This is a genomic window from Roseivivax sp. THAF30 (assembly GCF_009363575.1).
In the GTDB taxonomy this organism is placed as follows: Bacteria; Pseudomonadota; Alphaproteobacteria; order Rhodobacterales; family Rhodobacteraceae; genus Roseivivax; species Roseivivax halotolerans.
Window position 1 is genome coordinate 845804 of record NZ_CP045389.1, and the last position, 21491, is coordinate 867294.

Genomic DNA, 21491 nt, shown 5'->3' on the forward strand with positions numbered 1-21491 from the left:
ACCGTGGACCAGCGGCGCGCGTTCTTGTAGAGGTCGGCCGACTGACCGCAAAGGACGAAGGCCATGACCGAAAACGCGTATCCGGATATTGTGTATACAAAGGTAGACGAAGCGCCGGAGCTTGCCTCCCACTCGCTTCTGCCGATCATCCGCAGCTTCACCGATGCCGCTGGCGTTACCGTCGGAATGAAGGACATCTCGCTGGCCGGCCGTATCCTTGCCGCCTTCCCCGAGCGGCTCTCGGACGACCAGAAGCAGAGCGACGATCTGGCCGAGCTTGGCCGAATCGTGAAGCAGCCGGACGCCAACGTCATCAAGCTGCCCAACATCTCGGCCTCCGTGCCGCAGCTCGTCGCCGCCGTGCGCGAGCTTCAGGGGCAGGGCTACGACATTCCCGACTATCCCGAAGAGCCGGGCACCGATGCCGAGAAGGACATCCGCGCACGATATGACGCGATCAAGGGTTCGGCCGTGAACCCGGTCCTGCGCGAAGGCAATTCGGATCGCCGGGCCGCCGCCGCCGTCAAGAAATACGCAATGGCGAACCCGCATTCGATGGGCGAATGGTCGTCTGACAGCAAGACGCATGTCTCCTCGATGTCGGAAGGCGACTTCTACTCGAACGAGAAATCCGCAACGCTCAGCGCCGCGCAGGCGGGCAAAGCGACGATCGAGCACGTCGCCGAGGATGGCTCCGTGACCGTACTGAAAGAGGGCGTCGATTTCCCCGAAGGCACCGTGGTCGACGCCACCTTCATGTCGGCGGCCAAGCTCGATGCGTTCCTCGCCGACCAGATTGCGAAGACCAAGGAGGAGGGCATCCTCTTCTCGCTGCATATGAAGGCGACGATGATGAAGGTCTCCGATCCGATCATCTTCGGCCACGCGGTGAAGGAATTCCTCAAGCCCGTTTTCGAGAAATACGGCGACAAGCTGAAGGCCGCGGGCGTGAACCCGAATTCCGGCATCGGCGACATGATGAACCGTGTCGCCGAGATGGACGAGCGCGCCGAGATCGAAGCCGAGATCAAGCGCGTAATGGACGAGCGTCCGGCCATGTACATGGTCGACAGCGGCAAGGGCATCTCGAACCTGCATGTTCCATCGGACGTCATCATCGACGCGTCCATGCCGGCAGTCATCCGTGCAGGCGGCAAGGGCTGGGGGCCGGACGACGCGCAGCACGACACCAACTGCGTCATCCCCGACAGCTCCTACGCGCCGGTCTACGATGAGACGATTCGCTACTTCAAGGAGACGGGCGCTCTCGATCCGACGACCTCGGGCACGGTGCAGAATATCGGCCTGATGGCACAGAAGGCCGAGGAATACGGCTCGCACCCGACGACCTTCGAGATCCCCGCGAAGGGCAACGTGCGCCTCAAGACCGCCAATGGCGACATCCTGCACGAGCACGCGGTCGAGCCCGGCGATATCTGGCGTTCCGCCTCTGCCAAGAAGGCCCCGATCGAGGATTGGGTGAAGCTCGCCATCGAGCGGCAGAAGGCGGAAGGCTGCGAGGCCATCTTCTGGCTCGATGCGAACCGTGCCCATGACGCTGAGCTCATCTCCTTCGTGAAGCCCATTCTCGAAGCCGAGGGCGTCTCCGACAAGTTCCAGATCATGGCGCCACGCGAGGCGACCCGCCAGACTTTGGAGACGATCCGCAAAGGCGAGAACTCCATCGCGATCACCGGCAACGTGCTGCGCGACTATCTCACGGACCTCTTCCCGATCCTGGAGCTTGGCACCTCGGCCAAGATGCTCTCCATCGTGAAGCTGATGAATGGCGGCGGCCTCTTCGAGACCGGCGCGGGCGGCTCGGCTCCGAAGCACGTCCAGCAGCTCGTCGAAGAGAACCACCTGCGCTGGGACAGCCTGGGCGAGTTCTGCGCGCTGGCCGAAAGCCTGAAGTTCCTCGCCGATCAGCGCGGGAACGACAAGGCGCGCGTGCTGGGCAAGGGCGTCGAGGTCGCGACCCAAGGCGTGCTCGACCACGACCGGTCGCCGTCGCGGAAGGTCGGCCAGCCCGATAACCGCGACAGCCATTTCTGGTTCGCGCTTTACTGGGCCGACGCATTGGCCGCGCAGACCGAGGATGCCGAGATCGCCCAGCATTTCGCGCCCATCGCCAAGGCGCTGCGCGAGAATGCCGATGCGATCGTGGCCGAGCTTGCCGAAGCGCAGGGTCAAAAGGTCGATCTTGGCGGCTACTATCACACGGACGAGGCCAAGACCTCGGCGGTGATGCGCCCGTCCAGGACGCTGAACGAGATCATCGGCTAACCTCCAGCCCGAATTTGCAAAGTTGCGCCCGCCGGTTTGCAGATCGGCGGGCGTTTTCATGCCCGGCAGCGGTTTTCGCGCCGGCGCGCTGCCGCTAGGCTCGACCCGTCACACCTTCAGGAGCTGAGATGCGCGCCTTCTTCGACGACCGCCAGATGAAGCACGAACCCAAGGGCCGCCTCGTTGCGGGTGTGATGAAGCCCTCGCCCGAGGAGCCCGAACGCGCCGTGCGCCTCAAGCGCGGGGCCGAGGCGGCGGGCTACATTGTCGAAGCGCCCGGCGATTACGGGCTTGGCCCTATCGCCCGGATTCACGATCCGGCCTATATCCGCTTTCTCGAGACGATTCACGAGCGCTGGGCGCGGCTCGACGGAGCCTCCGAAGAGGTCATGCCGAACGTGCATCCGGCCAACCGCACGGACAGCTATCCGGCCTCGCCGGTCGGACTTGCGGGCTTTCACATGGCCGATACGGCGTGCCCGATCGGCCCCGACACATGGTTCTCGGCCTATTGGTCGGCACAGGCCGCGCTGTCGGCGGCTGATGCGCTGATGACGGGGGAGCGCGGGGCCTACGCGCTGTGCCGCCCGCCGGGGCATCACGCGTTCGCCGATCTGGCAGGTGGTTTTTGTTATCTGAACAATTCAGCCATCGCGGCAGAGCATCTGACCCGCGCCGGCCGCCGTGTCGCGATCCTCGATGTGGACGTGCATCACGGCAATGGCACGCAAGGCATCTTCTACTCCCGAGGCGACGTGCTGACAGTATCGATCCACGCCGATCCGATGGGGTTCTACCCGTTTTACTGGGGTCACGCGCATGAACGGGGGGAAGGTGCCGGGCGCGGCGCGAACCTCAATCTGCCGCTGGCGCGCGGGCAGGGAGATGCAGAGTTCCTGGACGCGCTCAGCCCGGCACTCGCGCAGATCCGCGCCTTCGGGACGGACGCGCTGGTGATCGCGCTGGGGCTCGACGCATACGAGGGCGATCCGCTCAAGGGGCTTGCGGTGACGACCGAGGGGTTCGCCCGCATCGGTGCAGCCATCGCGGAGGCGGGTATGCCCACGCTCTTCGTGCAGGAGGGCGGCTACCTGTCAAAGGCGCTCGAGCACAATCTGACCTCGGTCCTCGGTGGCTTTCACGGGGCCTGATCGCGCCGCGCGAGCAAAACCGAATGATAATCGCAGTCCGGGTCTTCTGCCAAGAAGGACACGACCGACAGTCCCGCCTCCGCAAGGCGCGAGGCATACTCGTCGGGCGACAGGCTCGCATGATAGACGGGATCGGTGCCCACATGCCCGAAGGCCTCACCTGCAGAGGGGCCGACAGTCAACATTAGCGGTGCGCCGGGTTTCAGATGCCGGGCCAAGCGCGGAATGACGGATCGCTGCTCGGCCGCAGTCAGGTGGAAGAACGCGTCCCAGGACAACGCCCCGTCGAACACCTGCCCGAGTTCGAGATCGCGCATATCCGCGACGCGCCAATCGCCGTCCGGCGCGTGACGGCGCGCGCGATCGATCATGGGCGCTGCGGCATCGATCCCGGTGACGCGCATTCCGGAGTCGCGAAGATAGGCGGCGATCGGCCGGCCTGTCCCGCAGCCGATATCGAGCACCTGACCGCCCTCCGGCACAAGCGCGAGGAAGCGATCGAGCCAAGCCTTCTCGAACAAGACTTGCGGCCGGGTCGCATCGAAGAAGGCCGCCTGACCTTCGTAGACGCGCACGGTATCGCGGGCATCGGCGCGCTTGGGGTGGTTTTCCATATGGCAAGCCTACATCGAAAGGCAGTGGCGCGACATCCGTGCCGCCTCGCATCTGTTGTGCCGCTCTCCGGCAGCACGTATAGGCGCGTCATGTGGGCTTTGTCTTTATAGGTTGCGGGCGATGCGCTTATCACGAACGCAGCTCCGCATCGTCCAGATCCTCGTGAGCCTCACACTGCTCACGCTGCTCTGGCTGGCGGTGGACGGGCAGCAAGCCCTCAGGATTCTGCGTCGCGCGGATTGGAGCTGGATCGTGCTCGCCTGGGGTGTGATGACCCTTCAGACCGTGCTTTCTGCGCTGCGCTGGAAGCTCATCGCGGCCAAGCTCGGACAAAGCTTTTCCTATATTCACGCCCTATCCGAATATTACCTCTCGCAATTCGTGAACCAGTCGCTTCCGGGCGGCATGGTAGGAGATGCGGGCCGGGCGTATCGGGCGCGGAAGCAAGCCGGGCTTCTGCGCGCGGCGCAGGGGGTGTTCTTCGAACGTCTCTCGCAGCAGGCGGGGATCTTCGCGGTCTTTGCCGTGACCTATGTGGTGACGATCGTGCAGCCGGGGGGATTGCGCTGGCCGGTCTGGCTCACCTCGATTACCGCGCCGTTCCTCCTGATCTGCCTCGGGCTGCCGTTCATCCTTTATTTCGGCTGGCTTTTGCCGGGCCCGCAACGACGCGCGCTCGAAGACCTTTGGTCATCACTCGAAGCCTCGCTCGTCAAACCGCGTATCCTGGCCTATCAGGCGCCGCTGGCGCTGGTCACGGCGGCCTGCAACATCTTCGCCTTCTATGCCTGTGCGCGTTCGATCGGGGTCGAATTACCCCTTGTGGCCGTGCTTGGCCTTGTCCCGCTCATCCTTTTCATGATGCTGGTGCCGGTCACGGTTTCGGGCTGGGGGCTGCGCGAAGGGGTGGCGGCCGCGCTCTTCCCGATCGTTGGCGCGAGCGGCTATTCGGGCCTCGCCGCGTCCATCGCCTTCGGGCTCGTGTTTCTTGCGGCGGTGCTGCCCGGCGTTCTTCCGATCCTTTTCCGAAGACGCCGCGTTGAGGAGGAGAGGGGAGCGAGCTAACTCCCTATCCGATAGCCGAAAGCGAGAGTGTGATGCCAGTAACCGCCGGTCCCGTCCTGATCTTCCGCCATTTGACTGACCGCGCGCTGGAACTGGCCGCGCTCGTCCTGACGGATGACGCCACACCGCCCGAGCCGCTAGAGACCGGCGAGAGCAGGATCGCGCCGACCGAGCTTGCAATGATCGACGGGCAGGGTGTGTGGCGGTTCGACTTCGCGTTGCCGCGCGGCGGGCAGCACGGCTACAGCTTCGGCGGACAGAGCTACCCGGTCGCGACCGATTTCGAGGACGATCTTCGGATCGGTTTCGTGTCCTGCAACGGAGAGGAGCATGGCGATCTCGGCCGCGAAGACGGCGAGCGCAACGCGATGTGGCGGCACATGCACGAGGCGCATCGCCGCGAGCCCTTGCACCTTTTGCTGCACGGGGGCGATCAGGTCTATGCGGACGAGGTGACGGACGGCCACCCGCTGAGTGACGATTGGCCCGAAGACCTGCGGAGCGATGTCCCCGAGGCAGAGCTCGACGATCTTTCCGCGCATCTGCGCCGCGGCTTCCTCGATCGCTACACACGGACCTACGCGGGCTCGGGCTTTGCCCGGATGACCGCCGAAGTGCCGTCGCTGATGATGTGGGACGATCACGATATCTGCGACGGGTGGGGCTCGCTCGGTCCGGACGTGGAAAAGACGCCGGTGGCAAAACGGCTTTTCGCGGCGGCGCGGGAGGCTTTCCTGCTCTACCAGCACGCCGCGACCGAGGCGGATGTGCCCGACCTGTTTCTCGATCCCGAGGGGCGGAGCCTCGGCTTCCGCCGGGATCTGCCGGGCGTGACGCTGCTCGCCCCGGATCTGCGCTCCGAGCGCACGCTCGACCGGATCATGGGCGAGACGGGCTGGCGGCTCTTCGACGACACCCGCGCGGATGTCGCCGAACGGGTGCTGATGATCTCGTCGGTGCCGCTTCTGGGGCCACGTCTGTCGATCCTCGAGAAGATGATGAACGCGATCCCTACGATGCAGAAATACGAGGACGATCTGCGTGATCAGTGGCAAAGCTACGCCCATCGCGAGGAGTGGAGGCGAATGTTGCGCGCCGTGATCGATATGGAGGCTGCGGGCAGCGACGTGACCGCGCTTTCGGGCGAGATTCACCTTGCCACGCGCGCGACGCTCGCCAGCCCGCGCGGCCCTGTGCACCAGCTCGTCGCATCGGGCATCTCGCATCGCGCGCCGCCAAAGGCCTGGGCCTGGACGCTTGGAACGCTGGCGCGGCTTGGCGAAGCGCCGCTGCCCGAACACCCGATCCGTATCGTGCCGTTGCCGGGGCGGGGCACGAACTACACCGCCGAGCGGAATTATCTCGTGGTGGAGCGCCGAGGCGGTGAGTGGCGCGCGCGCTGGGCGCTGGAAGACAGCGGCCTGACGCCGGAACTCTCACTCTAGAGGCGCCGCGCCGAGGGCGCGGCGGCGAGGGCTCTGCCCTCGCGCTCCCGCGGTATTTCCGCCAACCCAAAGAGGGCGCGCGGTCGCTCAGCCCAGATAGACGCGGCCCTTGGGATAGCGCACGCGCGCGACGGAATGGGTGGCGAGAAAGAAGCCCAGCGTCAGCGGTCCGACGCGCCCCAGGAACATCACCACCATGATCATCGCGCGACCGACCGTGTCGAGGTCTCCGGTCGCGCCCATCGACAAGCCGACTGTTCCGAAGGCCGAGACCACCTCGAAGGCGAGGGTCAGGAACGTGCCGTCATGTGTGATCGAGACGACGAACAGGGCGACGAAGACGATCAGGATCGACACCACGGTGAGCGCCAGGACCTTCATCACCTCTTCGAGGCCGAGACTGCGTCCAAAGGCGTTGAGCTCGGTGCTTTTGCGGAAAAAGGCGATGGTGGCGAGGACGAGCACGATGGCCGTCGTCACCTTGATGCCGCCCGCTGTCGAGGTCGAGCCGCCGCCGATCAGCATCAGCGTCATGGTCATGAGCGCGGTCGCGTCATGCATCTCGCCGGTATTGATCGTGTTGAACCCCGCGGTGCGCGGCGTGACCGCCTGGAACCAGCTCGCCGTGATCTTGCCCCAGAGGTTCAATTCTCCCAGCGTGGCGGGATTGGTCCATTCCAGGAGGGCGAAGGCGAGCCATCCTATGAAGATCAGGCAGACCGAACCGTAAAGCATGATCTTCGTATGCAGCGAGAGCTGCCGCCAGTTCCGGCTCTCATAGATATCGGCAAGGACGACGAAGCCGAGCCCGCCGACGATGAACAGGAGCGGGATCACGAAATTGAACAGCGGATGCGCGGCCCAGGGAATGAGGCTCTGGTCATCGAGCCCGAAGCCCGCATTGTTGAAGGCCGAGATCGCGTGAAAGATCGCGTACCAGGTGCCCTCGGCCCAGCCGAGATCGGGCACGAAGACCGCGAGCAGAAGGACCGCGCCGCCTGCCTCGCAGGTCAGCGCGACCACGAGGATCACGCGGACCAGCTTGATCAGGTCACCGATCGAGGATTGATTGAGGTCCTCGCGCAGGATCAACCGCTGTCCGAGACCGATCTTCACCCCGATCGCCGAAAGGACGAAGACCGCGAAGGTCATGAGGCCAAGCCCGCCGAACTGGATGAGAAGCGCGATCACCACCTGTCCGATGAGCGTGAAGTCCTGTCCCGTCGAGACGACCACGAGCCCCGTCACCGTCACCGCCGATGTCGAGGTGAAAAGCGCATCATAAATCGACACGCCCCCGGTATTGGCAAAGGGCAGGCTCAGGAGAGCCGCGCCAAGAAGGATGACGATCAGGTAAAGGCTGGCCAGAAGTGCCGGCGGAGAGAGCCGGACAAGGCGGTCCAGAAGGCGCGTTCTGACGCCGATATTGGCCATGTCAGAGGCTCGCGGCGAAGCGGCGCAGATCGTTGCGCTGGCCGAGGAGAAGCAGCAGATCGTCCGGTTCGAACGTGCAGGCTTCGCCGTCCTGCGCGAGGAACTTCGTGCCGCGCATCACGCCGATGCAGCGCAGATTGAACTCCGAGCGATGTTCGAGGTCATCGAGGCTTTTGCCTTCGAGGCTCTTGGGAATCCGGAAATTGACCACGTAATACCCGTTGCCGAGGCTGATATAGTCGCGGATCAAGGGGTTGTGCAGCACCTGCGCAACGTGCTGACCGACCTCGACCTCCGGATGCACGATCCGGTCGACGCCGAGCCGCGAGAGGATACGGTGATGGGTCTTGGTGCGCGCCTTGGCCCAGATCTTCTCGACACCGACGAGCTTGAGATTGATCGCCGATAGGATCGACGCTTCGAGATCCGAGCCCATGGCGATGAGGGCCACGTCGCAATCGCCCATGCCCGCCTCTTTCAAGGCCGCGTCGTCGCGCGCATCGACGATCATGGCCTGGCTCAGCTTGTCGGCATGGGCTGTTACACGGCCCTCGTCGATATCGATGCCGATCACCTGGTTGCCGAAGCGCGTCAACTCATGCGCGACAGTGGAGCCGAAATTGCCGAGGCCGACGACCCCGAAGATGCGTGCTTTGTCCGCCATGCTGAAGCGAAGTCCTTTCGCGAGGAATAAGATGCCGCGGCGATGAACGATGGCGCGATTTTGCTTCGTGACAAGGCCGGGGAGACAAACCGTTGTCTGGTCAGTTCTCGATTTTCTCGAGATACCGCGAGGACACCGAAACGCGGGCGGTCTGCCCCATGAGCTCCATCAGGAGTTCGATCCGGTCAGCTTCGCCGATCCGCTCGATCTTGCTCACGAGCTCTGCCATGGGCCCGCCGATCACGCGGACCGTGTCTCCGATCTCGAGCGACGGCGGCGCCGTCAAGGTGGCGGTGTCGTCGCAGCGCGCCATCAGCGCTGCCATGAATTCTTCGGGAAGCGGACGCGGCTTGCGTGGATCGGACAGGATGACCCGGGTCAGCCCGCGTGTTGCGTTGAGCACACGCCAATCTGTCCGCTCCGGCGCTGTCTGTATGAAAATATATCCGGGAAACAATGGCTGCGCCCGGTCGACGATCTTGCCCCGAATGCGACGGGCTTCCATGCGGCGCGGCAGGAACGCCGCGAAACCCTGCCGATCGAGGTTACGCTCCGCGATTGCAGCGGCATTGGGTTTCAGCTGTGCCGCGAACCAGTTCGCCGCATCGGGCATCTCGCGATCAGGCATTCTACCTCGCCTATCGGACGTGAAATCCTGCGTCTTAACTGTTGTAGTAGCTCGCCCCGTAGGCGCCGTAAGAGCCGTACTTACCACCATACCCGTAGCGTTTCATGCCTTTGGGGTCGATCTGGCTCAGCACGAGACCGGTCACATGCACGTTGACCGTCGAGAACTGGCGCATCGCTTCGCGGACCTGCGCTTTGGTCGTCCGATCCCACGCGGTGGTGAACACGATGGCATCGGTGTGCTGACCGATCACGCGGGCATCGGGCACGACGAGGACGGGAGGGGTGTCGATAATGATCGTGTCGTAGGTGGCCCGAAGGTGATCGAGGAAGGCGCGGAACTTCTCGGAGGAGAACACGTCCGCCGCGTTGAGGCCCGATTTGTCGCCCATGATGACATCGACGTTCTTGAGCTTCGGATCGCGAACGATGGCCTCTTCGAGCGTGCATTCCTCCATCATCGCAGCCACAAGGCCGGGATGATCTTGCGGGACATCGAAATATTCCTGGAAGGTCCGGCGCCGGATATCCGCCTCAACCAGGAGAACCTTGCGCCCGAGGCCTGCGAGATTATGCGACAGCGAGATCGCCTGGGTCGTCTTGCCTTCGCCGGGCAGGGAGGACGTCGACATGATTAGCTGCGGCGGATTGTCGACATCCGACAAGAGGACGGACGTCCGCAGGTTTCGGATGGCCTCGGCCGCTGCCGATGTCGGTTTTTCGTTGAGGTACTGGATGAGGTCGCCGCGGCGCTTGATCGGCATCTTCGGAATCTGACCGAGGATGGTCCGTCCCGTATGGGCTTCAAGGTCTTCGGCAGTGCGGAAGCCTTGATGCAGGAACTGACGTCCGAGGACGATCGCGGCGCCGGCCATCAGGCCGAGGATTAGTGACAGGGCCAGGATCAGACCTTTGCGCGGCTCGACCAGCCGGCCCGGAGTTGCCTCGGACAGGATCCGGCTGTCGGCGCTCATCAATCCGCGCTGCACGGACGCCTCCTTGAGACGGGCGAGGAAGGTCTCGTAGAGGGTCTGCGTCGAGGCGATTTCCCGGTTGAGCTGTTCCAGTTGCGACAGATCTTCCGCCTGCGATTGCAGCGCTTCTTCCTGGCGGACCATCGACGCCTCGAGAGCCGCCGCCTGCGAGCGCGCACGGCGCAGGGACGTCTCGATACGCGAGGTCAAAAGATCGGTACGCGACAGGAAGGACTCTACGGCATCGGCGTCACCGTTCTGCACCCGAGGCAAGAGGTTATCGAGCGTCGGATCTCCGAGTTCTTGCGCGATGGTCTGGAAATCGCGGGCCTCGCGCGCAGTCTCAAGCGCGGCCAGACGGTCTTCCTGCGTCGCCACCGAGCTTTGGGTCTCTTCAACGCGATTGCGGACGTCGATCAGCTGGCGATTCACGGCTTCGAGCGCCTCGGGCGTCACGAGATCCGTCTCCGTGCGAAGCGCCTGCAGGCGTTCCTGACCTTCGTCCAACTCCGCTTCAAGCTCGGTAACTCTTTCCGACAGGAACGTGACGGCGGTTTCCAGGCTGTCGAATTTCGCGTCGATCTGGTCCTGGATATAAATCTCCGCCAACGTGTTCACCAGCTGCTGAGATTTGACCCTTCCAGTTGTCGTGGCGGACACGTTAAATACGAAGGTATCGCGCTTGATGCTCGCGGAGATCGCGCTCCGAACGGCATCGACGGTGCTATTGAGTATTGCCGTTTCTTCATCGACCTCGGAGGCAGTTGCCTCACCGGACGATCCGATCAGCGACCGAACGAGGCCGATCACGGGTGCCAGGGAAATGGCCGGCTCTGGCCGAAGGGACGCATTGAATTCCGGATCCTCAAGCAGGTCCATCGTGTCGATCAGGTTCAAAATGACCGTACGCGACTGGAGGATCTCAAGCTCAGTGTTCAAGCTGGCATCTTCGGTAGAGACCCCGGAGACGACCGATTCAATATCGACGATGGAGGGTGCCTGCATCTCGATCGCGACCGTGGCTGTTGCCGTGTAGCGCGGCACGGCGACCCCGAACGCGTAGAAGCCACCGATCAGGAGCGCCAGAATTGCCGCGCCCGCGAGCACCAGCTTCCCGCGCCAAAGCGTCCCCAGCAATTCGAGGAGATCGATCTCGTCATCATCACTGGCGGGCGGGGCCGATTGTACGGAAACGTGGTTGCCGAGGGTGGAATAGCTTTTGTTCACGTCGCTCACTTAGCCTTAACGGTAGTTGTCACTTTGTATCAGGCTGGACCCCGGAGGAAAGCCTAGAGGGGTCAAGAATCGACGTAAGAGGCATCAATCTCGAGTCAGATACTCAGTGATCGGGACGCCTGAAATATAAAAAGGTGGCCCAGAGGCCACCTTTTCAACGAAATCAGCCTTGCAGCAGATCAGTTGGTACCGGAGGTTCCGGACGTCGAAGAAGTCGACGATGTCGCAGAGGACGACGAGCCATCGCCACCGAGCGATGCGATGATCGCAACGAAGGTCAGGCCGGCCACTGCGGTGCCGGTAGCGCCGAGCGTGCCGCCGAGGTCGCCGCCAGCCGCGGGACGCAGGCAAACGACGCGAACGTTGCCGTTGGGCAGGAATTCAGCGGACTGAATGGTTGCAGCGGAGCCGCAAGCGTTCTGGTTTGCCGCGATCTGAAGCGCTTCGGCATTGGTGCCTTGCGCAGAAGCCGCGCCTGCGGTGAGGGCGAGGGCGAAAGATGCGATGGTTGCACGGAAAGTCATATTTTAACTCCTAACGTCGATGGGCCGACTAATGGATATTAGCGCTGCTGCATAAGGCATAGCTCAAAACGCCGCAATGTCTCAAGCCTGCAAAGAATTTTCCGAAATTTTTTTGCCCTTGGGTCAAGGCAGGCGGATATTCGCGCGACGTTCAGGTCACTCCGTAAGCAATTTCGCGTATTCGGCGCGCAAGGCCGCCTTCTGGACCTTGCCCATCGTGTTCCGTGGCAGCGCGTCCACCACGACATATCGCTTCGGCTGCTTGTAACGCGCAAGCGAATCGGCTGTCGCGCTTTCAATTTGCGCGAGATCAGGCTCGACGCCGGTTTCGGGAACCAGGATCGCCACCGGGCTTTCGCCGAAATCGGGATGCGGCACGCCGATGACCGCGCTCTCGAGAATGCCGGGCAGTTCATCGAGCACCAGTTCAACCTCCTTGGGATAGACGTTGTAGCCGCCCGAGATGATCAGGTCTTTTTCGCGCCCGACGATACTCACGTAGCCGTCCGCGTCGATCCGGCCGAGATCGCCGGTGATGAAAAATCCGCTGTCTCGCAATTCTTCGGCGGTTTTCTCCGGCATCTGCCAATAGCCCTGAAAGACATTCGGTCCCCTGACTTCGATCATGCCTGTTTCACCCTGCGGCACGTCCGCGCCGCTTTCGGGCTCGATGATCCGCAACTCGATACCGGGGAGGGGCGGACCGACGGTGCCTGGCTTGCGCGCGCCGTTATAGGGGTTGGACGTGTTCATGTTGGTCTCGGTCATCCCGTAACGCTCCAGGATGCGGTGACCGGTGCGCGCCTCGAAGGCGCGATGCGTCTCTTCGAGAAGCGGGGCGGAACCAGAGGTGAAGAGCCGCATATCGGCGACAAGGTCTTGATCGAGGCGGCTATCCGACAGAAGGCGGGTATAGAACGTCGGCACGCCCATCATCGTCGTCGCGCGCGGTAGCCAGTCGATCACTTGATCCAGATCGAACCTCGGCAGGAAGATCATCGCGCCGCCCGCTTTGAGCACGACATTCGTCGCAACGAACAGTCCGTGCGTATGAAAGATCGGAAGCGCGTGAAGAAGGATGTCTGAGGCGTCGAAGCGCCAGGCGTCCGTCAGGATCTCCGCGTTCGACAGGAGGTTCTGGTGGCTCAGCATTGCACCCTTGGATCGGCCGGTTGTGCCAGACGTGTAAAGGAGTGCGGCCAGGTCGCTGTCTTGGCGATCAACCGTGGGGAAGAAGGTGTCCATCCCGACTGCGAGTTCGGACAGGCTGCCCCCACCATCTGCGTTCAGCGTGTCGAGGCTGGCGCCCAGGCGTTCTGTCATGGGTGCGATCTCGCGACGACGGGCTTCGTCGCAGATCACGAGCGCGGCGCCGGAATTCTCGATGAAATACGCAAGCTCGCTCTGGGTATAGGCGGTGTTGAGCGGCAGGAAGACCACGCCAGCCTGCACCGCGGCTGCGTATAGCGCGAGGCAGGACGCCGATTTCTCGACCTGAACGGCGAGCCGGTCTCCGGGGCCAAGGTCGCGTGCGGTCAGCGCATGGGCGAACTGCGCGGCAAGACCGAGAAAATCGGCGTAGCTGAGAACCTTTCCATCCGGGAGATAGAGAAAGGGCGTGTCGTGGCCTTCATGCACTCCGAACAGGGCATCGAAGAGAGGGTTGGGCATCTGTCGGCTCCGGCGTCTGATCCTGGCGGCAAGGTGCTGCCTTTGGCCCCTGGGGTAAAGCCCGGAGGCGGCTGTCACATCGTGAGAAGATACGCGCCGGCCGCGACGAATATCGCGAGGAACACTGTCTCGACGCAAAGCATCAGCATCGCGGCGCGTCCGACTTGCATGAGTTGCGGCAGCGACGTCTTCATCCCGACTGCCGCGATCGCGGTGATGAGCGCCCAGCGGGAGAGGTCGGAGGCAACCGCATTCACGATATCAGGGACCGCGCCGGTCGAGTTGATCGCGGCGAGGACGAGGAAGCCCAGAACGAAGCCGGGCAGCAGCGGCGGGCGCGCCTCGCCGGGGCTCGCGTGCCGAAAGGCGAGCGCGACGATCAGAACGACAGGTGCGAGGCAACTCACGCGAATGAGCTTCACGAGCGTGGCCACATCGCCCGTCTCGTCACTGACCGAGTAGCCCGCACCGACGACCTGCGCGACATCGTGGATCGTGCCGCCGAGAAACACGCCCGTGACCTGCGGGTCGAATCCGAGGCCGGCGGCCAGCATGGGGTAGACGATCATTGCGACGGTCGAGAGAACCGTAACACCGACGACGGTGAAGACCACGTCCTGTTCGGAGCGCGCATCGCGCGGCAGCACCGCCGAGATGGCGAGCGCGGCGGAGGCGCCGCAGATCGCCACCGAGCCGCCGGTGAGCGTGGCAAAGCGGCGGCCGCGCCCAAAAAGCGGGGCGGCCAGAAGCGCGGCGCCGATTGTTGCGGCGGTGGACAGCACGATGAGCCCCACGAAGGCCGCGCCGAGGTCCGCGACGAGCCCCGCAGAGATCCGCAGACCCAACAGCGCGACGCCGAAACGCAGAACCACCCGGGCCGCAAAGTCGACGCCGGGCGCGGTGCGCTCCTCTTCGGAGAGGAAATGCAGCGCGATGCCCAGGAGGATCGCCATCAACATGGCGGGTGCGCCGTAGTGCTCGGACAGGAAGACCGAGGTCACTGCGACGAGGCCGGCCACGGAGAGCCCTGGGAAGATCGTGCGGGCTTTGTCCTGGAAGGTCGCGAGGCGCATCTTATTGGGTCCGTCAGGCAAAAGGATCAGGGGCAGGGCCAACATGGCCCGGCGTCAGGTCCGGATTTGCGGGGAAAAGGGAAGGCCCGCGCGCATCAACCGGCGCGCGGGCCGATCGTCTTACTGGATATCGGCCGCGATCTCGGCGTCGATTTCCTCTTCTGCCGCGGCAACGCTGTCGCGGAGTGCTTGAAGCACTTCGCCGCCGCCATCGACATTGGTCTCGAACCAATCATAGACCGGGGTCACGGCTTCGGAGAATGCGTCCATCTCTTCCGCGGTGGGCACGTAGATCTCGCCGCCCGCCTCGGTGAAGGCCTCGTAGGCCGAGATCTGCTTGCGCTTTGGCGAGGCGAAGGTCGCCTGCTGCAGCTCCTTGAAGCCGTTCACGACGACCGTGCGCATGTCCTCCGGCATCGACATGAAGCGTTCGTTGTTCATCACCCAGATCGCCGCCATGTAGGCGTGCCCGTCGAGCGTCAGATACTGAAGGCCCGCATCGGTGAACTTCATGTTCATGATGTCGGTGACGCCGTTCTTGGTACCTTCCACGACGCCCGTCTGAAGCGAGGTGAAGAGCTCGGGCCACGGGATCGGCGTCGGCGATGCGCCGAGCGTCTTCACCAGCTCCTGCGGCAGGTCCGCGACCACGGTACGCATCTTCATGCCTTCGAGGTCCGAGGGCGTTGCGATGCGCTTCTGCGTGTTCGCGAAGTTCCGCCAGCCGCCGGTATTGCCGACGGTCATGATGCGGATCGCGTTGTTCGAATCCTCGAGAGCCATGTCGCGCAGCGTGCGCGTGAATGTGCCGTTGGTCAGGACCGCCTCTGCGATGCGGTCGTCGCGCATCAGGTAGGGCAGATCGAAGACCTGGACGTAGGGGAAGATGCCCGCAGCGCCGCCCGAGGTCGTCACGAAGATGTCGATTGAGCCGTCGGCGATGCCCTGCAGACACTCTGTGCCGTTCGCGCAGAGCTGGGTGCCGATGAAGAGCTCAACCTCGATGGCCCCGTTCGACGCCTTCTCCACGTAATCCTTGAACACGACGAGACCGTCGTAATCCTCGTCCTGGTCGTTCGAATTGGCCGTCGCGCGCAGCGTGTATTCCTGCGCGGAGGCGAGCCCCGCGGACAGCGCGAGCGTTGCCGCGAGCCCGAGGCCGGTAAGGGTGTGTTTCAGCATGGTGTCCTCCCTGGATTGCTTGATGCTGATCAGTTCACGAATCCCGCAAGGCGCGGAACAGTGAGAGAGATCGCGGGGAAATAGGTGATCAGGAAGATCACCAGGACTTCGACCGCGAGAAATGGCAGGATCGCCTTGGAGATGGTCTCGACCTTCTCGCCGGACACGGAAGAGGCGACGAAGAGAACGAGTCCCATCGGCGGCGTCGCGAGGCCGACGGTCAGGTTGACCGACATGATGATCGCGAAATGCACCGGATCGACGCCGAGCGAGGTGAAGACGGGGCCGAGGATCGGCCCGAGAATGATGATCGCGGGACCTGCATCGAGGAACATCCCCACGATGAACAGCAGGATATTGATGAGGAACAGCAAGATCAGCGGGTTCTCGGAGAGCGCGAGAATGAACTCCGCGAGGATCTCGGGCGCGTGACTGAGGCTGACGACCGTCTTGAACGCCACCGCCGCACCGACGAGCAAGAGCACCGTCGCCGAGGCGATCGCCGAGCGGCGCAGCACGTCGGCAAGGTCCGAGATCTTCATCACGCCGAGAACCCCGTAGGAGATGATCAGCGCATAAAGAACCGCGATGGCCGCCGCTTCGGTCGGGGTGAACACGCCCAGAAGAATACCGCCAAGGATGATAATCGGTGTCTGCAACGGCGCGACGGCCTTCTTGCAGACGGTGCGGAAATCGGGGTCGGCGCGCCTCCGCCAGGCCATCAGCAGGAAATGCGCCGGGATCAGCATGGCGAGGTAGACGGCCAGCCCGCCCACGGCCATCCCCTCGGGCAGCATCAGGGCAAACAGGTAGAAGACGCCGGCAAGGTTGAGGCGCAGGAGCACGAAGCTCACCCAGTATTCCACCGGGCCAATGGCCGCGCCTCGCTCCACGATGCGCTCGGCCTTGGGCAGATCGTAGCGGTCGGCCATGAGCCGCACCATGACCATGAGGCCAAGCCCCACCAGAATGCCGGGCACGATGCCTGCGAGGAACAGCGCGGCGACCGATTGGCCCATCACGTAGGCGTAGATGATCATGATGCCCGAGGGCGGAATGATCGGGCCGATGACCGACGACGCAGCCGTGATCGCCGCGGCGAAGCGGCGGGTATAGCCCTGTTTCTCCATCGCCGGAATGAGCGTGGAGCCGAGCGCCGAGGTATCCGCGACGGCCGAGCCCGAAAGCCCAGCGAAAAGGATCGAGGACAGGATGTTCACATGCGCGAGCCCGCCGCGCAGATGGCCCATGAACGCCTGAGAAAACTGCACCAGCCGCTCGGTGATGCCGCCCCGGTTCATGATCTCGCCTGCCAGCAGGAAGAAGGGCAGAGCCATCAGCGGGAAGCTGTCCATGCCGTTATAGAGATTGCGGTAGAGAAGCGCGAGGTCGCGCTCCTGGCCGTTGAGCCACAAAAGGGCGCCCGGCGCGAACAGGAGTGCGAAGAAGACCGGCAGGCCGATCATCAGAAGCACGAGGAAGACGGGCAGGAACCAGACCAGCATCTATTCGGCCTCCGCCAGCTCGACCGGGGAGAGCGGCTTCAGCCCCTCCGCGCGCCCGCCGATGATAAGGATGCGGCGCAGGATCAGCTCGATGTTGACGATGCTCAGAAGCACCATGCCGACGAAGACCGACATGTACATCCAGGCGAGCTTGATCTTGACGGAAGCGCCGCCGACGAGGTCGAGCGGCAGGCGCAGCGAAGACGACGCGAAAAGCCAGCCGGAATTGACGTGGGTCCAGCCAAGCTGCACGCCCATCACGAGGACGATCATCGCGATGAAGAGCAGCACCAGGATCAGGATATCGGCGAGACGGCGGGGCAGGGCCTCGCTCAGCATGTCGATGGCCACGAAACCGCCCCGGCGCAGGCCCGACGGCGCGGCGAGTCCGGTCATCCAGAGCATCAGGAAGCGGGCAGCTTCATCGGGCCAGGGCAGCGCGTTGTTGAGAACGTAGCGAAACCAGACCTGCGCCAGGATGACGGCGACCATCAAGCCCAGCGCGAGAAGCGCCAACCAGCGGCCGAGCGCCAGTGCCCAGTCGTTCCAGATCTCGATCGGCACGAGCATTGCCCGGATCAGACCCATCTTTCCTCCCTCTCCGGTGCGCGCCTGCGGCGGCACCGCTCCTCCGCCGTGGCCGGCGTTTTCGCGATCAGCCGAGCGCCTGGAAGCCTCCGTACTGACCGTTCAGGAACAGAAGCGGGTCCCCCTCCCGCATCCGCACCCGTTCCACGCGCCCCACGACGATGACGTGATCGCCGCCGTCATGCACCGCGTCGCGGCGGCATTCGAAATGCGCCAGCGCCGTCTCGATGAGTGGCACGCCGTTCTCGTTCTCGGTCAGATCCCCCGGCCGGAAGCGGCGCGCGTCCTTGGCGACCTCGGTGCAGAGCGCGGCCTGGTCGGCGGCAAGGACGTGAATGGCGAAATGCTCGGCCTCGGCGAAGGGCTTGAACCGGCTCGACGCTTTCGCGGGCGACCACAGCACCAGGGGCGGGTCGAGCGACAGGGACGCGAAGCTGTTCGCCGTGATCGCGATCGGCCCGTCCTCGGTCTGCGTGGTGACGATTGTCACGCCTGTCGCGAAGCGACCCAGCGCATCCCGGAAGGCCCGTGCATTGTCGGGGCCGGGCTCGAATATCTCGTGGTTCATGCTCATGCCACCGTCCATGTCAGGGCACCTCGTGGCCGAGCGCAAGCGTATAAAGCTCGAACCAGGTCTGGCGGTCGATTTCGACGCTTTCCGCCTGGGCCAGCGCCCCGATCCGGTCGAGGTTGTTGGTGCCCATCACGGGCATGATCCGGGCAGGATGCGCAAGGAGCCACGCGACTGCAACCGCTGCGGCATCGACGCCTTGCGCCTTCGCGATCTCATCAAGCTTGCCGCGCAGATTGGCCGAGCTCTCGGCAAAGAGCGACCCGCCCCCGAGCGGCGACCACGCCATCGGCGCGATGCCGCGCTCCTGCAGGAAGGCCACATCGCCATTGGTCAAGCCCTCATGGGCCAGGAGCGACAGCTCGATCTGGTTTGTCACCAGCGGCGTCTTCATCGCCGATTGCAGCAGCGTCCAGTCATGCGGCTTGAAGTTAGAGACGCCCACATGAAGGGCCTTGCCGCTCTTCACGATCTCGTCGAGCGCCGCGCCGGTCTCGTGGTGATCCATCAAGGGGTCGGGCCGGTGGATCAGCAGAAGATCGATATGCTCGATCCCCATCAGGTCCAGCGACTGGTCGACCGAAGCGCGGATATGCGCGGCGGACGTGTCGTAATGCTTCACCCGCGCGTCCGAGTAACGGCCCGCGGGCGCGACGATATCGCATTTCGTGACGATCTCGATCCGGTCCCGCAGGTCGCTGCCGCGCAGCGCATGGCCGAGCACCGCCTCTGCCTCGTAGCCGCCATAGATGTCGGCCTGGTCCATCGTGGTGATGCCCTGTTCGAGGCATGCCTCGATCTTGGCGCGGACATGAGCGGGCGAGACGTCGTTATCGTCGGAAAGGCGCCACATTCCGTAGACGATGCGGCTCAGCTCCAAAGTGTCGCTCAGGGTGACGCGGGATACTGTCACTTGCGGTCTCCTTCGCCGAGGGGCGTGTTCGGGGTTTCGGACGGGACGCGCCCGTATGCGTGGGGCAGCGAGCAGGTCTTCAACTCGGGAAGCACCTTCTCGCCGAAGATGCGGCATTCGTCGAGATGCGGATAGCCCGAGAAGATGAAGGCGCGGATGCCCATCTGCTTATAGCGCTCGATCTTCGACATGACCTGATCGACCGAGCCGACAAGGGCTGCGCCGCAGCCCGATCGTGCCCGTCCGACGCCGGTCCAGAGCCCCGGCTCGACATAGCCGTATTGATCCGCGAGCTCGCGTGCCCGGGCCTGGTGGCTGACGCCAAGGGAGGAGGCGTCATGCGCGCGCTCGCGGATCAACTGGCCGAGCTCGTCATCGAGCTTGGAGACGATGTGGTCGGCATATTCGCGGGCTTCCTGTTCGGTGTCCCGCACGATCATGTGCACCCGGAGCCCGTAATCGAGCGTCCTGCCGTAGCGCTCGGCGACGGCATTCACGTCGCGCATCCGCTGCGCGAGTTGCTCTTCGGGCTCGGGCCACATGAGATAGACGTCGCAATGCTGCCCGCAAAGCTCGAGCGCGTGGGGGCTGTAGCCGCCGAAATAGAGGAGCGGGCCGCCATTCTGCTGGTAGGGCTTGGCCGGGTCGGTCCAGAGGTTCTTGAAGGTGTAGACCTCGCCCTCGTAATTGATCTCGTCCTGCGTCCAGGCCTGTTTGAGGATCTCCACGACCTCGCGGCTGCGCTGGTAGCGGAAGGCGCTGTCCGCCTTCTCGCCCGGGAAATCGGACGAGATGACGTTGAGCGTCAGCCGCCCCTTCATCATGTGGTCGATGGTCGCGATCGTGCGGGCGAGCATGATCGGCTGCATCTCGCCGCAGCGGATCGCCGCGAGCATGTTGATGTCGGAGGTGACCTGGCTGCCGGCGGCGACGAAGGACAGAACGTCCTGCCCCACCTGGTAGGACGAGGGGCAGAGGATGTTCCGAAATCCCTGCCGCTCGGCTTCCTTGAGGATGGTGGAGCAGTGATCCCAGCTCGACCTCAGACGGCCCTCCGGCACGCCGAGATATTGGTAATCGTCCGAGCAGAGCGCGGCGAACCAGGATACTTCGGCAGCGTCTAGATCGGCGGAGGTAACGGGGACGATGCTCATGTGATTCCTTCGGATCGCGCTTCGGATTTCCTCTTGCGTAGCACCGTCATTGATGTGCATCAATAGTGTATCAATTTTTTCCAGCCGTGGATTCGATGCCAGACGAGACCGCCCTTCCACGCTACTTGCAGGTGGCCGAAACCCTGATCCGAGAAATCGCGGCAGGGCGGCTCGCGGACGGCGCGCGCATGCCGCCCGAGCGCGAGATGGCGGCGAGCTACGACATATCGGTCGGAACGCTTCGCAAGGCTTTGGGGCGGCTCGAGGACGCGGGGCTTCTCGAACGTATACAGGGCTCGGGCAACTACGTGCGGCGCGCGCCGCAGGAGCTTGGTCTTTACGCCTTCTTCCGGCTGGAGCTGGTGGAAGGCGGCGGCCTGCCCACGGCGGAACTTCTCTCCGTCGAGCGCCTGCCGAAAGAGCCGGACATGCCCGAATTCGGCCCCTCCAGCGAAGGGCACCGCATCCGCCGGCTTCGGCGTATCGGCGGCGTTCCGGCGGTGCTCGAGGAGATCTGGCTCGACGGGGATGCCACGGCGCGGATCGATCGCGCGGCGATGTCGGAATCCCTTTATCTTTACTATCGCGAGGCGCTGGGCCTCGTCATCACCCGCGCCGAAGATCGCATCGGCGTCGCCGCCGTGCCGGGCTGGGTCGTGCCCGAGGCCACGCTCGACGCCGGCGAGAGCGCGGGCTTCATCGAACGCACGAGCCAGGCCGCGGACGGCGCGCGTGTCGAGTATTCCCGAACATGGTTCGACAGCCGCCACGTCCGCTACGTGGCGCGCCTCAGATAAGCAACGAAGGAGCCTT

19 protein-coding genes are annotated in these 21491 nt (G+C 63.9%); 5 read left to right on the forward strand and 14 right to left on the reverse strand.

Going from position 1 to position 21491, the window contains the following annotated elements; all coding sequences use genetic code 11:
• Positions 1 to 63: 63 nt before the first annotated feature.
• Both FIU91_RS04025 and FIU91_RS04030 read left to right on the forward strand, forming a co-directional pair.
• Complete coding sequence (locus FIU91_RS04025; RefSeq protein WP_152461542.1) at positions 64 to 2286, forward strand: NADP-dependent isocitrate dehydrogenase; 2223 nt, start codon at positions 64 to 66, stop codon at positions 2284 to 2286.
• A gap of 128 nt (positions 2287 to 2414) precedes the next feature.
• Positions 2415 to 3437: a histone deacetylase family protein gene (locus FIU91_RS04030; RefSeq protein ID WP_152461543.1), complete on the forward strand. Its 1023-nt coding sequence runs from the start codon at positions 2415 to 2417 to the stop codon at positions 3435 to 3437.
• Here FIU91_RS04030 and FIU91_RS04035 read toward each other — a convergent pair.
• On the reverse strand, positions 3425 to 4051 hold the full coding sequence (locus tag FIU91_RS04035; protein ID WP_152461544.1) for a trans-aconitate 2-methyltransferase: 627 nt from the start codon (positions 4049 to 4051) through the stop codon (positions 3425 to 3427). The two genes, FIU91_RS04030 and FIU91_RS04035, sit on opposite strands and share 13 nt — an antisense overlap.
• 121 nt (positions 4052 to 4172) lie before the next feature.
• Between FIU91_RS04035 and FIU91_RS04040 the strand changes: the two genes are divergently transcribed.
• Positions 4173 to 5117 carry a lysylphosphatidylglycerol synthase transmembrane domain-containing protein gene (locus FIU91_RS04040; protein WP_093014239.1) on the forward strand — a complete coding sequence of 315 codons (945 nt, stop codon included), beginning with the start codon at positions 4173 to 4175 and terminating at the stop codon, positions 5115 to 5117.
• A gap of 32 nt (positions 5118 to 5149) precedes the next feature.
• Complete coding sequence (locus tag FIU91_RS04045; protein WP_152461545.1) at positions 5150 to 6562, forward strand: alkaline phosphatase D family protein; 1413 nt, start codon at positions 5150 to 5152, stop codon at positions 6560 to 6562.
• Between the two features lie 87 nt (positions 6563 to 6649).
• Here the strand turns inward: FIU91_RS04045 and FIU91_RS04050 are convergent, their stop codons facing one another.
• The 13 genes from FIU91_RS04050 to FIU91_RS04110 all read right to left on the reverse strand — a co-directional run bounded on the left by FIU91_RS04050 (position 6650) and on the right by FIU91_RS04110 (position 20678).
• On the reverse strand, positions 6650 to 7996 hold the full coding sequence (locus FIU91_RS04050) for a TrkH family potassium uptake protein (protein ID WP_152461546.1): 1347 nt from the start codon (positions 7994 to 7996) through the stop codon (positions 6650 to 6652).
• Between the two features lies 1 nt (position 7997).
• The gene (locus FIU91_RS04055) at positions 7998 to 8660 is read right to left on the reverse strand and encodes a TrkA family potassium uptake protein (RefSeq protein WP_093014230.1); all 663 of its coding nucleotides are present in this window, start codon (positions 8658 to 8660) and stop codon (positions 7998 to 8000) included.
• A gap of 100 nt (positions 8661 to 8760) precedes the next feature.
• Positions 8761 to 9288, reverse strand: coding sequence for a transcription termination/antitermination protein NusG (locus tag FIU91_RS04060; protein ID WP_172974932.1), 528 nt, complete (start codon positions 9286 to 9288; stop codon positions 8761 to 8763).
• A gap of 34 nt (positions 9289 to 9322) precedes the next feature.
• Complete coding sequence (locus FIU91_RS04065) at positions 9323 to 11497, reverse strand: polysaccharide biosynthesis tyrosine autokinase (protein WP_254702042.1); 2175 nt, start codon at positions 11495 to 11497, stop codon at positions 9323 to 9325.
• A 179-nt stretch (positions 11498 to 11676) separates the two neighbouring features.
• On the reverse strand, positions 11677 to 12021 hold the full coding sequence (locus tag FIU91_RS04070; RefSeq protein ID WP_093014224.1) for a hypothetical protein: 345 nt from the start codon (positions 12019 to 12021) through the stop codon (positions 11677 to 11679).
• Positions 12022 to 12177: 156 nt separating this feature from the next.
• Positions 12178 to 13692, reverse strand: coding sequence for a malonyl-CoA synthase (locus FIU91_RS04075; RefSeq protein WP_152461549.1), 1515 nt, complete (start codon positions 13690 to 13692; stop codon positions 12178 to 12180).
• 74 nt (positions 13693 to 13766) lie between these two features.
• Positions 13767 to 14765 carry a YeiH family protein gene (locus FIU91_RS04080; RefSeq protein ID WP_152461550.1) on the reverse strand — a complete coding sequence of 333 codons (999 nt, stop codon included), beginning with the start codon at positions 14763 to 14765 and terminating at the stop codon, positions 13767 to 13769.
• A gap of 120 nt (positions 14766 to 14885) precedes the next feature.
• On the reverse strand, positions 14886 to 15947 hold the full coding sequence (dctP, locus tag FIU91_RS04085; RefSeq protein ID WP_152461551.1) for a TRAP transporter substrate-binding protein DctP: 1062 nt from the start codon (positions 15945 to 15947) through the stop codon (positions 14886 to 14888).
• Between the two features lie 29 nt (positions 15948 to 15976).
• On the reverse strand, positions 15977 to 17452 hold the full coding sequence (locus FIU91_RS04090; protein ID WP_093014212.1) for a TRAP transporter large permease: 1476 nt from the start codon (positions 17450 to 17452) through the stop codon (positions 15977 to 15979).
• On the reverse strand, positions 17453 to 18040 hold the full coding sequence (locus FIU91_RS04095) for a TRAP transporter small permease (RefSeq protein WP_093014209.1): 588 nt from the start codon (positions 18038 to 18040) through the stop codon (positions 17453 to 17455).
• 67 nt (positions 18041 to 18107) lie between these two features.
• The gene (locus tag FIU91_RS04100; RefSeq protein ID WP_371418283.1) at positions 18108 to 18608 is read right to left on the reverse strand and encodes a flavin reductase family protein; all 501 of its coding nucleotides are present in this window, start codon (positions 18606 to 18608) and stop codon (positions 18108 to 18110) included.
• A gap of 19 nt (positions 18609 to 18627) precedes the next feature.
• Positions 18628 to 19464, reverse strand: coding sequence for an aldo/keto reductase family oxidoreductase (locus tag FIU91_RS04105; protein WP_254702098.1), 837 nt, complete (start codon positions 19462 to 19464; stop codon positions 18628 to 18630).
• Between the two features lie 56 nt (positions 19465 to 19520).
• Positions 19521 to 20678 (reverse strand): LLM class flavin-dependent oxidoreductase, encoded by a 1158-nt coding sequence (locus FIU91_RS04110; protein WP_152461553.1) that lies wholly within the window; start codon positions 20676 to 20678, stop codon positions 19521 to 19523.
• Positions 20679 to 20773: 95 nt separating this feature from the next.
• Between FIU91_RS04110 and FIU91_RS04115 the strand changes: the two genes are divergently transcribed.
• Complete coding sequence (locus tag FIU91_RS04115) at positions 20774 to 21475, forward strand: GntR family transcriptional regulator (RefSeq protein ID WP_152461554.1); 702 nt, start codon at positions 20774 to 20776, stop codon at positions 21473 to 21475.
• Positions 21476 to 21491: the final 16 nt, after the last annotated feature.